Below are 12568 nucleotides of genomic sequence, written 5' to 3'. Positions count from 1 at the left end.
GGCCCGCCCGTGCACGCTCTCGGCGTAGTTCTCCACCATGCCCTTGTCGCGCCCCGTGTAGCGGACGTCGGCCTTGCCGCCCGCCCCGTGGCACTCGGCGCAGAGCGCGGCGACGTTGCTGACGTAGGTGGGCGACCGGGGGTCGATGTGCAGCCGGACGCCGTGCGTGCCGTGGCAGGTGTTGCACTGCGGCGCGTCGGGGTCGCCGCGCGCCAGCAGCGTCCCGTGGGTGCTCTCGGCGTAGAGGGCCACCTGCTCGGCGTGGCAGATGGAGCAGTCGACCCGGCCGGAGACCGTGGCGCAGGCCCGCTCGGGGTGGTTCGGCGTCGTGCCGGTGTGGCACTGGGCGCAGGACACCTTGCGGTGGGCCGACCCGCTCGCCTCGGCGGCGTCGACGTGGAGGGAGACCGTCTCGCCGCCCCGCACCGCGGTCAGGTCCGGCCGCCCGTGGCAGGCCAGGCACTCGCCGTCCGAGACCCCCTCCTGGTAGGAGACGCGGCGCACGCGGTGGGGCTGGTGGCATTCGACGCAGGCCGGGACCTTGTGGGGCTCTTTCTCCCACAGCGCGCCCTCGATCACCTTCTGGTGGACCTGCTCGATGCGCCCGTGGCACTTCTGGCAGGTGGCCGCCACGTGCTCGCGCGAGATCGACGACTTGGGGTCGGTGTGGGGCCGCACGTCGTGGGCGGTGTGGCAGTCGATGCAGACCGCGGAGATGGTCAGGCCGCGCTTGAAGAGGCCCTCCCCGTGAATGCTCTGCGAGTAGTGGGTCAGGATGCTGTCCTGCGGGATGTCGTACATCCGCGCGACCGGCGTCCCCTCCTTGTGGCAACCGCCGCACATCAGCGGGATGTTGAAGCGATTCACCCGGGAGGTCGGTTCTTCGGGCGGCAGGATGTCGTGGGCGCCGTGGCAGTCGGCGCAGCTCGGCGCGTTCGGGTCCCCGGCGGCCACCCGCCGCCCGTGCAGGCTGCCCGCGTAGATCGCCGCGACGTCGTCGTGGCAGGTGGCGCAATCCACCGGCGCGAGCCGGGGTTCGTGCTCACCGTCGACGCCGGCCAGGTCCGCGTGGCAGTCGACGCAGGCCAGGCCGCCGCGGCCGTGGACCGAGCCCTCGAAGACCGTCTTGGCGACGAAGAGGGAAACGACGCTGCCGCCGCGGTTCTTGGTGAGCGTCTGGTCGTCGTGGCACATCAGGCAATCGTCGACCGACTGGGCCGCGGCGGCGCCGGCGGCCAGCCAGAGGATCCCCAGCGCCACCAGGAAGGGTCGCCGGCGACGGGAAGGACGGTTCGGCTGAGTGTTCACGGGCACTCCCGGCGGCATCTTGAGAAACGGTTTCGAATCTATGAGATCAAAAGTGGCGTCCGATCTCCCGGCTGTCAATAGGTTGTTCCGGGCAGGATTTCCCGCGGAGATGGGAGCTTGCGGACACCATCGTCCGGGCGGATATTCGGCACTGATCCGGCACTCCCGCAGCGGCCGGCACCGCCCTTCTCCAGCGACACGGACGGTCATGAACAGGACCCTGACGGCCGCTTCCCTGCTGGTGCTGCTCGTCGCCGCGACGGCCGGCCCCGCCCGCGCCGAGGAGGAGCCGCGCGCCTATTTCTACCACGGCCTGGACTACGGCACCGATTCGCTGATCCACCCCCTGCGGCTGGTCGTCAACGGCGGCTGGGGGATCATGCAGCTCTCCAGCCGCGACAACCACCCCCTGGACGTGGACTACCGGCAGGGCTGGAAGAACGTCTGGAAGAACCTGGCCGATCCCGGCGGGGCCATCCAGGCGGAGGGCTGGTGGGATTTCCTGCAGCGCGAGGTGATCCCGATCAGCTTCAACAGCGGCAAGGCCCACTACTGGCCGAACTACACGCAGCACCTGCTCGGCGGCGGCATGAGCTACCGCATGATCTCCGAGTGGTACCGCGCCCACGGCTACGAACGGGCGTCGCTGTGGAGCGGTGGGACCCTGATGTCGTACCACCTGCTGAACGAGGTGGTCGAGAACGACTCCTACGACGGCTGGACCACCGACCCGGTCGCCGACGTCCTGCTGTTCGATCCGGCCAGCATCATCCTGTTCAGCCACGAGGGCGTCTGCCGCTTCTTCGGCGAGACCCTGCACATGAGCGACTGGTCCTACCAGCCGATGGTCGACCCCTGGCACGAGACGCTCCTGAACAACGGGCAGAACTTCGCCATGAAGCTGGACCTGCCGAAATGGGAACACTGGAGCCTGTTCTACCACTACGGCACGCACGGCGAACTCGGTCTGTCGCGGACCTGGGACGACGGCCGCAGCCTCTCCTTCGGCGCCGGGATGAAGGCCGACGTGCTGATCGACATCACCCAGTACCACAAGGGCGCCGAGCTGGCGGCGACCGCCGGCGTCTTCTACGACCGCCACAACTCGCTGCTGGCCTCGGTGCTTTGGGCTCGCTCGAAGGATTATAAGCTGCGGGTGAACCTGTACCCGGGGCTGTTCGAGGTGGCCGGCCTGCGCCCAGGCCTCGCCTTCAATCTCAACCGCAACGACAGCTTCGCGATGGGCGTCAACCTGAGCATGCTGGGCCTCCCCTTCGGGATCGCCGCCGGCCGGGAGCCCACCTACTCCAGATGACCGCTAGACGGGCCGGTCCGTCGCCGACCGCCGCGGCAGCGTGAGCGTGAACTCGCTGCCGCCGCCCGGCGCGGAGCGCACGCCCACCTCCCCGCCGTGGAACAGCGCGATGTGCTTGACGATGGCCAGCCCCAGGCCCGTGCCGCCCTCCTGCCGGCTGCGCGCCCGGTCGACGCGGTAGAAGCGCTCGAAGAGGCGCGGCAGATGCCGGGCCTCGATGCCGCGACCGTCGTCGACCACGGCGAGGCGCACCGCGTCCCCCTGCTCCCGCGCCGATACCGTGACCCTGGTCCCCGCGTCGTTGTACTTGATGGCGTTCTCGATGAGGTTGACCAGGGCCTGCTCCAGCAGCGGCGGGTCGAGGTGGGCGCGCAGCGCCGGGTCGCAGTCCACCGACAGGATCGTGCCGCGCGCGTCGGCGTGGGGCTGGCAGGTCTGCACGGCGGCGGCCAGGACGGCGGCCACCGGGTAGACCCCCATCTCCCGGCGGGTCTCCCCGGTGCCCTGCTCGAGGCGCGACAGGCAGAGCAGGTCCTCGATGATCGCCTGCAGGCGGTCGGCCTGCCTGGCCACGATGTCCAGGAAACGCCGCGCGTCGGCGGGGTTCTCGAGCGCGCCGTCGCGCAGCGTTTCGACGAAGCCCTTGATCGAGGTGACGGGCGTCTTGAGCTCGTGGGACACGTTGGCCACGAACTCCTGGCGCACGTTTTCCAGCCGGCGCATGCGCGTCACGTCGTGCATGACGATCAGGGTGCGCGGCGACTCGCCGGGACGCTCCAACCGCACCCCGTGCACCCGCAGGTGGATCGTCCCCCCGTCGGCGCCCGGCAGTTCCAGGTCGGCCTCGCAGGCGGCGGCCGCCTCCTCCCCCGCCGTGCGCTCGATGAAGCGCTGCAACGCGGCGTGCCGCAGCACCTCGGGCACGGTGCGGCCCGCGGCGCCCGTCGACGGCACGCCCAGCAGGTCGGCGCCGGCCTGGTTCAGGCTGGAGATGCGCCGGCGGTCGTCGATCAGCAGCACCCCCTCGATCATGCCCGCGAACACCGCCTCGAGCTCGTCGCGCTGGCGCTCCGCGGTCCGGATGCGGTCGCCGATCTGCGCCGCCATGGCGTCCATGGCCTCGGCCAGCTCCGCGATCTCGCGCGTCGTCGCCCGCGGCGACCGGTGGCCGAGGTCGCCGGCCGCGAAGCGCTCCGCCACGCGCCGCAGCTGCTCGAGGGGGCGGCTCAGGCGGCGGCTGATCCACAGGCTGACCGCGGCCGCCAGCATCGCCACCACGAGGGCGCTCAGGACGATCCGGGTCCGGATCGCGGCCAGCTCGGCGTCGACGAAGGCCGCGGAGACCGCCAGCCGCAGCACGGCGACCGGGCGGCCGTCGCGCAGCACGGGCGCGGCGTGGTAGATGAGCTGGTGCCCCACGGTGCGACTCTCCCGGATCGCGGTGGCGGAGCGTCCGGCGAGCGCCTCGCGCAGCTCCTCGCGGCCCGCGTGGTTCTCCAGCGCGGCGGAGTCCCCGTCGGAATCCCCGAGCACGGTCCCGTCGGGCGCGACGACCGTGAGGCGGAAGCCCAGGCGGTGGGCCATCTCCCGGCACGCCGCGTCGCGCGCGTCCGCGGGTGCGTCGCCAGGGAACCAGGACTCGAAGTCGGAGGCGATCCCGCCGGCGCTGCACCGCATGTCCGCTGCGGCGCGCTCCCGGAACGAGGTGCGCACGACGTGCGTGGTCAGGGCGGAGACGGCGAGCAGGGACAGGGCGGTGATCGCCACGAAGGAGGGGAAGAGCTGCCAGAACAGGCGCCGCCGGCCCATGGCCCGACCTCCGCCGCCGGTGCCCGCCCTACTCGGCAAACCGGTAACCGACGCCGCGGACGGTCTCCACCAGGTCGCCGCGGCCGCCGAGCTTGCGCCTCAGCGTGGCGATCTGGACGTCGATGGACCGGTCCAGGACCGGGTGGTCCTCGCCGTGCACGCCGCGGACGATCTGGCGCCGCGTAAAGACCCAGCCGGGACGGCGGGCCAGGAACTGCAGGATGCCGAACTCCGTGCTGGACAGGTCGACCTTCTCCCCGGCCACGGTCACCTCGTGGCGGCCGGGATGGATCGTCAGGTCGCCGATCTCGACCACGTCCTGCGGCGTCGGTGCGTGGCGCGCCGCGCGTCTCAGCACCGCGCCGACCCGCGCCGCCAGCACCTTGGTGCTGAAGGGCTTGGTGATGTAGTCGTCCGCGCCGAGCTCCAGGCCGGCCACGATGTCGGCCTCTTCGCCCCTGGCCGTCAGCATGACCACCGGGATGCCGCGGGTCGCCTCGTCCTGCTTGAGCCGCCGGCAGACCTCCTTGCCGTCCAGGCCGGGCAGCATGAGGTCCAGCAGGATCAGCGACGGGCGCGAACCGCGGACGGCGGCCAGCCCCTGCTCGCCGGTCTCGGCGGCCATCACCGCGTGACCCTCGCGTTCCAGGGTGTAACGGACGAGTTCCCGGATGTCCTCCTCGTCCTCGACGATCAGGATCGTGTCCTTGGCCATCCCGTCACCTCCCGGCGACCATGATAGGCGGAGAACCCCAGCCCCGTCTGTGAATTCTTGGTGAAAACGCCCCGGACGCATCCGGGGGTGGACAGACGGCCCCCGGAAGCGCAAATTCATGGCGGTGCGAACCGGCGGTTTCCCAACGAGGAGAGAACGATGACGACGGCCGTGCGGACCCTGTCCATCCTGACGATCCTGGCCGGAGCGGCGGCGGTCCTGACGGGCTGCGGCGGCATGCTGGGCGAGAAGTTCTACGACTACACGCCCCCCACCCCCCCGGACATGCAGATGCTGGCCGTCTCCAAGCTGATGACCGGCTCCTTCAGCAGCGCCGCCCAGGCGGCTGCGGACCCCGACTTCCGCGACCTCCGCCTGGAGTCGGCCCAGATCTGGCCGACCCGCGCCGACGGCGTCTGGCTGTACGTCGAGCAGTCCGCCGCGGGCGACCAGGCCCCCCTGCGCCAGCGCGTCCAACGCCTCACCCGCAAGGACGCCGACAGCTACGTCTGCGACGCCTACACCCTGCCCGACGCCGCGGCCTACGCCGGCGCCTGGAGCGACCCGTCCCGCTTCGCCGCCCTCCTCCCCGAGCACCTCACCCCGCTGACCGGATGCGGCGTGACCCTCAACAAGGTCGACGACTACACCTACAAGGGCGCGACCGACGGCAAGACCTGCACCGGCGGGTTCGAGGGCGCGGCCTACGCCACCTCCGAAGTGACCGTCACGGCGATGTGGCTGAAGATCTGGGACCGCGGCTACGACAAGGACGACCAGCAGACCCAGGGCTCCACCAAGGGTCCCCTCATCTTCACGAAGACTTCGCCCCGCTGACCCTTGCCGGGGTGTTCCACACGCGAAGGCGGCGCGGGAAGGGCCCCGCGCCGCCTTCGCGTGTGGAACGCCCCTAGTTGTACATGCGGTCGATGAGGTGCCGGTACCTCTCCGCGATCACCTTGCGCCGCACCTTCAGCGTCGGCGTGATCTCCCCCGCCTGCTGCGTGAACTGCCTGGCCAGCAGCGTGAATTTGCGGATCGTCTCGAAGGGCGCCAGCTGCAGGGAGCGCGAGCGGATCCGCTCCTCCATGAGCTGCACCACCTCGGGCCTGGCGATCAGGTCCTCGTGGTCGCGGAAGACGATGCGCTTCTCCTGCGCCCACGCCTTCAGCGCCTCGAAGGCCGGCACGACCAGGGCGCTGACGTACTGCCGGCGGTCGCCGACGACGGCCAACTGGTCGATGAAGTGGTCGCCGCCCACGAGCGTCTCGATGCGCTGCGGCGCGACGTTCTTGCCGGTCGAGGTGACGATCAGGTCCTTGATGCGGTCGGTGACCACCAGGAAGCCGTCCGCGTCGAGGTGCCCGACGTCGCCGGTGTGGAGCCAGCCGTCGCGCAGGGCGACGGCGGTGTCCGCCGGCCGGTTGTGGTAGCCGGCCGTGACGTTCGGGCCCCGCACCAGGATCTCCCCTTCGGCGGAGATGCGCACCTCGACACCCTCGATGGGCCGGCCCACGGTGCCGAAACGGCAGGCGCCGGGCGCGTTGCAGGCGATCATCGGCGCCGTCTCGGTCAGCCCGTAGCCCTGGCAGATCAGCAGGCCCGTCGCCAGGAAGAAGTCCTCGATCTCCGGCGAGAGGGGCGCGCCACCGGCGGACAGGACGCTCTTGGGGCCGCCCATCAGGTCGCGCAGTCGGCGCAGCACGAGGCGGTCGGCCGCGGCGTGGCGCAGGCGCAACCCCGGCCCGACGCCGCCGGGGCCGCGGCGGGCCGACTGGTAGGCGCCGCCGGTGCGCACGGCCCACCGGAACAGGGCCCGGCGCAGCCGCGGCGCGTGCGCGACCTTCTCGTGCACGGCGGCGTGCACCTTCTCGTAGAGGCGCGGCGCCGAGACCATCGCCGTCGGGCGCACCTCGGCGAGATGGGCCACGACCTGCTTGGGGTCGGCGACGAAGGAGTTGCGGGCGCCCGTGAGGTAGACGTAGTAGGACCAGGCCCGCTCGTACACGTGGCTCAGGGGCAGGAAGCAGAGCGAGTGGTCGTCGGGGCCGAACTCGAACCGGCGGTCGAGTGACGCGAACTGGCAGCGGAAGTTGGCGTGCGTCAGCAGCACGCCCTTGGGGTCGCCGGTCGTGCCGGAAGTGTAGATGATCGTGGCGAGGTCGTCGTCGCTCGCCGCGGCTTCGCGCCGGCGCAGCTCGGCGGCGATCCCGGGCTCGACGGCGGCCGACGTCAGCGACGCCAGGGCGATCGCGCCCGGCGTCGAGGCGGGCGCCTCGCCTTCGCACAGGATCAGGGTCCGGCCGGCGGCCACCCCCGCCGCGGTCGCCGCTTCCGACGGCGTGCCGGCGATCAGCACGCGCGCGCCGGAGTCCTCGACGATCAGGGCGAGCTGCTCGGCCGTGCTCGTGGCGTAGACCGGGACCGTCACCGCCCCGACCGACAGCACGGCGAGGTCGCACATGGTCCAGGCGGGCATGTTGGGCGCGAACAGCGCCACGCGGTCGCCCCGGGACACGCCCAGGCGCACCAGCCCCGCCGCCAGACGTTCGACCGTCGCGTCCAGCTCCGCGTAGGTGGTCTCGTGCCAGCGGCCGTCGGACTTGTGGCGCATCGCGACGCGCGCGCCACGGCGGCGGGCCCGCTCCCTGATGTCGAGGGCGAGGTTCTGCAACGGGGAGGCCTCCACGTTCGGACGGTCAGCGCTCGTCCGCCCGCAGGGCACCGCCCCGCCAGGAGGCCAGCAGGAAGGAGTCGGGGGGCGTGGTGCGCAGGGCCGCCGGCTCGTCGCCGGTGACCACGCGCAGGACGGGTTCGGTCGCCTCGGACACGATGTCGAAGCCCGATTCGCGCAGCAGGGTCACCGCGCCCAGCCGATCGGCGCGGTCGACGCAGTGGCAGAACAGGCCTTCGGGCCGCAGCAGACGGCCGATCACCGGCATCATCGCGCGCAGGTAGCGCGGCGTGAACTGCTGCATCAGGTCGCTGCCGGTGACGTAGTCGACGCCGTGATCGGGCAGCGTCGCCTCCAGCAGGTCGTAGGGAGCCAGGTACTGCATGTGGAACTGCCGCAGCACCGCGAAGACGGTCTCGTCGTCGACGACGCGCAGCCGCTGCAGCACGTCGCGTTCGGGCAGGTCGAGCCGCGCGGAGATCTCGCGCGAGTGGCCCCGCAGGTTGAACGCCGTGCGGACCAGGAGGTCCAGGTCGAGGGTGCGCACGTGGTCCACCAGGATGATGTCGTCGCCGCCGGCCAGGCTGTAGATCAGGGGCACGACCGGCGCTGAGCCGGTGCCGATCTCGAGCACCGTGGCGCCCTGCAGGTCGCGCCCGGAGGCGCGCAGCAGTTCGACCTGGCGCAGGGCCTGTTCGAGGATCCGCGGCACGATCGCGGGGCTGACGGGCCCGCGGGCGGCACGGGACTCGGGACGCGGCTTCCCCAGCCCCGTCCACCGTCGCCAGAGGTCCCGGACCTCCCCATAGCGGAATCCCATGCGGCGCTCCCTACACGGCCGTCGCGGCCTATCGATCAAGCAACTCGTATTCTTATTTCGGGTTACGCCCGCCGACCTGCCGGCCGCAGCGGTGTTCCCGGGGCCCATGCTATCACACGCCCCCCGCCTTGACCAGCGCGGCGTCGACGTGGCGCCGCCGCATGCCGGAGTTATCCTGTCCATTCTGTCTGTGATCCTTCCAGAGCCAGGAGGTCGCCGATGCAGCTCACCGTCTCCCAGGAGTTCCGCGGTCGCGTCGCAGCCGGCGAGGTGTCCCGCGAGGACGCCGGCCGCTTCGATGCCTTCGTGGCGACCTGCAACCACCGTCTGATGAAACACCCGGTCATCACCGACAACGCCTACACGCGCTGGTTCGCGACCGGCGAGGCCGGACGGGCCGACGTCACGCACATGATCGTGCAGTTCTCGGTCTTCTCGAACCTCTTCCTGGTGGCCCAGCTCCTCAAGACGATCAACGCCTCCTCGCTGGAGGGGATGCGCGCCTCGAAGGAGATCCTCGCCAACGAGATCGGGGTCATCTTCAACAGCGCCGGCGGCCGACCCGGCGGCGACGACGCCGACCACCAGGGCGATCCCGAACTGGTCTCGATCGAGGGTTCGGTCGACGGCGGGATGTTCCGCTTCCGGGCCGCCCACTTCGAGTGGCTGCTGAAGATCGGCGAGAAGCTCGGGCTCGGCTTCAACGACATGGGCAAACGCAGGCACGGCACGCCGTCGACCCTGTTCTTCTGCGACAGCCTGGCCGCGATCTACGGCAGCGCCGACGCGAACGTCGCCGAGGGCGCCAGCTTCGCGGTGGAGAACTGGGCCGCCGCGGGGTTCTGGAAGGAGCTGATCGCCGGACTCGAGGCCTTCAAGCGGCGCGAGCAGCCCGACCTGCCGCTGGCCTTCTTCACCTGGCACGACCGCATCGAGGACCAGCACGCCGGCCACGTCATGGACGAGCTGGAGAAGGCCTTCTTCGCCGAGGGCTTCGACCAGGAGAAGTTCCTGCAGGGCGGGCACGACATGCTCGACGGGGTCCTGGCCTTCTGGCGGGGCCTGGACGAACAACGCATCGCTGCACACTGGCGCGCGGTCGGCGCTCGGCCGGCCTGACACGCCGTCCCTTCCGCGCCGCCGTCCCGCCCCTGCCGCGGGACGGCGGCGAACATCTTCCGCCCGCCCCCGTACTTCCCCGCTGTCGTCCCCGTCGGGTCCCTGTTAAGGTCGTGCCATGATCACGCGCTGGATCGTCCGGCTCACGCCCGTGCGGCGCGAGGAATCGGCTGCCGTCCTGCTGTCGGCCGCCTACTTCTTCTGCGTGCTGTGCGGGTACTACATCCTGCGCCCGCTGCGCGAGGAGATGGGCATCGCCGGCGGCGTCGACGGACTGCCCCGGCTCTACCTCGTCAACCTGGGCATCATGCTGCTGGCGGCGCCCCTGTTCGGGCTGCTGGTCGACCGCTTCCCGCGCCGCGTCTTCGTGCCCGCCGCCTACCGCTTCTTCATCGCCAACCTGCTCGTGTTCTGGGCGCTGCTGCGCTGGCCCCCCGCCGGTTCGGACCTGGCCCTGGGCCGCGTCTTCTACGTCTGGGTCAGCGTCTTCAACATGTGGGTGGTGTCGCTGTTCTGGGCGGTGATGGCCGACGGCTGGAACCTGGAGCGCAGCAAGCGCCTGTTCGGATTCATCGCCGTGGGCGGCAGCGCCGGCGGGCTGGCCGGCGCCGGCCTGACGGCCCTGCTGGTCGGCAGCGTGGGCCGCGCCGACCTGCTGCTGCTCTCGGCGGCGATGCTGGAGCTGGCCGTGCGCTGCCTGCGCGCGCTGCCGGCGCGCCTGCCGGCCCGCGCCGAGGGCGAAGCGTCCGAGACCGAGATCTGCGACGCGCCGCGGCGCGCCGGCCCCCTGGGCGGGATCGTCGCGACCGCGCGCTCCCCCTACCTGCTCGGCGTCGCGCTGTACCTGGTGCTCTACACCGTGTCCTCGACGATCCTCTACTTCGCCCAGGCGAACATCGTCGACGCCGCCGCGGTCGGCCGCGAGGCCCGCGCCGCGATCTTCGCCCGCATCGACGCGGCCGTGAACGGCCTGACCCTGTTGCTGCAGCTGGGCGTGGCCGGCCGGCTGATCCCGCGGCTGGGCGTCGGCGGCACGCTGCTGATCGTGCCGGCGCTGACCGCCGCCGGCTTCGCCGTCCTGGGCGCCGTGCCCACCCTGACTGTCCTGGCGGTCTTCCAGATCCTGCGCCGCGCAGCCAACTACGCGCTGATGCACCCGGCGCGCGAGACGCTGTTCACCGTGGTGTCGCGGGAGCAGCGGTTCAAGTCCAAGAGCTTCCTCGACACCTTCGTCTACCGGGGCGGCGACGCCCTGGGCGCCTCGTTGTACACTGTCCTGGGACGGGCGGGTTTGGGCCTGGCCGGTCTCGCCGTATCGACCGTGCCGGTCGCCGTGCTGTGGGGAGCCCTGGGCCTGGCCCTGGGCGCCGCGCAGCGGCGGCTGGCCTTGAAACGACAGGAGACCCCGACATGAGCATGGACCGACGCGATTTCCTGAGGACCACCCTGGCGGCCGGCGCGCTCGCGGCGGCCGGCTCGCTCGCGCCGCGGACGGCGGCCGCTTCCTTCACGCAGATGCGCAGCGACCACCGCCTGCGCATCCTGGTGCTGGGCGGCACGCGCTTCCTGGGCCCGCACACCGTCAAGGCCGCCCTGGCGCGCGGCCACGAGGTGACGCTCTTCAACCGCGGCAAGTCGAACCCGAAGCTCTTCCCCGACCTCGAGAAGCTCGAGGGCGACCGCGACGGCAAGCTCGACGCCCTGCGCGGCCGCGACTGGGACGCCGTCATCGACACCAGCGGCTACGTCCCGCGCATCGTGAAGATGTCCGCCGAACTGCTGCGCGACCACGTCCAGCACTACGTCTTCATCTCGACCATCTCGGTCTACGGCGACTTCAACCAGGTGGGCCTGAACGAGAAGTCGGCCGTCGGCACGCTGCCCGACCCGACGGTCGAGGAGATCACGGCCGAGACCTACGGCCCGCTCAAGGCCCTCTGCGAGCAGGCCGCCGCCGAGGCCATGCCCGGCCGCGTCTGGAACGTCCGCCCCGGCCTGATCGTCGGCCCCCTGGACGGCAGCGACCGCTTCACCTACTGGCCGGTGCGCGTGGCCCGCGGCGGCGAGGTCCTGGCTCCGGAGGGCCCGGCCGAGGCCGTGCAGATCATCGACGTGCGCGACCTGGCGGACTTCCTGGTCCTGGGCCTGGAGAAGCGCCTCGTCGGCCTGCACAACGCCGTCTCGCCCCCGGGCGAGCTGACGATGGGCGAGTTGCTCGAGACCTGCCGCGCCGTCTCCGGCTCCGACGCCACCTTCACCTGGGTGGGCCGCGACTTCCTGGCCGAGAACCAGGTCCAGGCCTGGAGCGACCTGCCCTGCTGGATCCCCACCTACGAGGAGGCCGGCGTCGGCACCATCCGCGTCGACCGCGCCCTGTCCGACGGCATGGTCCTGCGTCCCCTCTCCGAGACGGTGCGCGACACGCTCGACTGGTGGAAGACGCTGCCGCAGGACCGGACCGATGCGCTGCGCAGCGGATTAGAGGCGGCGCGCGAGGCCGAGGTGCTCGCCGCCTGGCGCGAACGCGCCCGATGACCACGCAAAGACGTACGAGACACTTGATCCAGGTGATCGGATACGCGCTCCGGATGCTTCGGCCTCTCAAGCGCCCCCATCGCGGGCTCAAGTTTCCCGTGCATCAACGGCGCGGACCGAAGACAGCCATCATGCCGGGGGCTGCGCCTCGTTTCCGGACCCGGGAGCGGGCAGGGCGCTGGCCAACGGTTGGCCTGCCTGTTAAGGTTGCATCGCGGGGCTTCGATTCGGCAGTGCGGCAACTGGAGATGGTCGTGTGAAAATTCATCGCTT

At 71.3% G+C, this 12568-nt stretch carries 10 protein-coding genes; 5 read left to right on the top strand and 5 right to left on the bottom strand.

Annotated features, from left to right (window positions below; genetic code table 11):
* Positions 1 to 1308: cytochrome c3 family protein (locus Q7W29_03325; GenBank protein MDO9170842.1), on the bottom strand; the 1308-nt coding region annotated here is incomplete at its 3' end.
* A 208-nt stretch (positions 1309 to 1516) separates the two neighbouring features.
* Between Q7W29_03325 and Q7W29_03320 the strand changes: the two genes are divergently transcribed.
* Positions 1517 to 2623 (top strand): hypothetical protein, encoded by a 1107-nt coding sequence (locus Q7W29_03320; GenBank protein MDO9170841.1) that lies wholly within the window; start codon positions 1517 to 1519, stop codon positions 2621 to 2623.
* A gap of 3 nt (positions 2624 to 2626) precedes the next feature.
* Here the strand turns inward: Q7W29_03320 and Q7W29_03315 are convergent, their stop codons facing one another.
* Both Q7W29_03315 and Q7W29_03310 read right to left on the bottom strand, forming a co-directional pair.
* Entirely contained in the window at positions 2627 to 4432 is a 1806-nt protein-coding gene (locus tag Q7W29_03315) for an ATP-binding protein (protein ID MDO9170840.1), read from the bottom strand.
* A 28-nt stretch (positions 4433 to 4460) separates the two neighbouring features.
* Positions 4461 to 5147 (bottom strand): response regulator transcription factor, encoded by a 687-nt coding sequence (locus tag Q7W29_03310; GenBank protein ID MDO9170839.1) that lies wholly within the window; start codon positions 5145 to 5147, stop codon positions 4461 to 4463.
* A 159-nt stretch (positions 5148 to 5306) separates the two neighbouring features.
* On the opposite strand from Q7W29_03310, the gene Q7W29_03305 reads away from it, so the two are divergent.
* A complete protein-coding gene (locus Q7W29_03305; GenBank protein MDO9170838.1) occupies positions 5307 to 5984 on the top strand; it encodes a chromophore lyase CpcT/CpeT in 678 nt (225 codons plus the stop codon).
* 73 nt (positions 5985 to 6057) lie between these two features.
* Here the strand turns inward: Q7W29_03305 and Q7W29_03300 are convergent, their stop codons facing one another.
* The gene (locus Q7W29_03300; protein MDO9170837.1) at positions 6058 to 7821 is read right to left on the bottom strand and encodes a long-chain fatty acid--CoA ligase; all 1764 of its coding nucleotides are present in this window, start codon (positions 7819 to 7821) and stop codon (positions 6058 to 6060) included.
* Between the two features lie 25 nt (positions 7822 to 7846).
* Positions 7847 to 8641: a hypothetical protein gene (locus tag Q7W29_03295; GenBank protein ID MDO9170836.1), complete on the bottom strand. Its 795-nt coding sequence runs from the start codon at positions 8639 to 8641 to the stop codon at positions 7847 to 7849.
* A gap of 219 nt (positions 8642 to 8860) precedes the next feature.
* Here Q7W29_03295 and Q7W29_03290 point away from each other — a divergent pair, with 219 nt between their 5' ends.
* The 3 genes from Q7W29_03290 (at position 8861) to Q7W29_03280 (ending at position 12295) form a co-directional block, all read left to right on the top strand.
* The gene (locus Q7W29_03290) at positions 8861 to 9760 is read left to right on the top strand and encodes a hypothetical protein (protein ID MDO9170835.1); all 900 of its coding nucleotides are present in this window, start codon (positions 8861 to 8863) and stop codon (positions 9758 to 9760) included.
* 118 nt (positions 9761 to 9878) lie between these two features.
* Complete coding sequence (locus Q7W29_03285; protein ID MDO9170834.1) at positions 9879 to 11174, top strand: MFS transporter; 1296 nt, start codon at positions 9879 to 9881, stop codon at positions 11172 to 11174.
* Positions 11171 to 12295: a twin-arginine translocation signal domain-containing protein gene (locus tag Q7W29_03280; GenBank protein ID MDO9170833.1), complete on the top strand. Its 1125-nt coding sequence runs from the start codon at positions 11171 to 11173 to the stop codon at positions 12293 to 12295. Before Q7W29_03285 ends, Q7W29_03280 begins: the two co-directional genes overlap by 4 nt.
* Positions 12296 to 12568: the final 273 nt, after the last annotated feature.

The organism is bacterium, from assembly GCA_030654305.1.
GTDB lineage: Bacteria > Krumholzibacteriota > Krumholzibacteriia > LZORAL124-64-63 > LZORAL124-64-63 > PNOJ01.
Note: the sequence above shows the minus strand (reverse complement) of the source record. Positions and strands in the feature narration are given on the sequence as shown.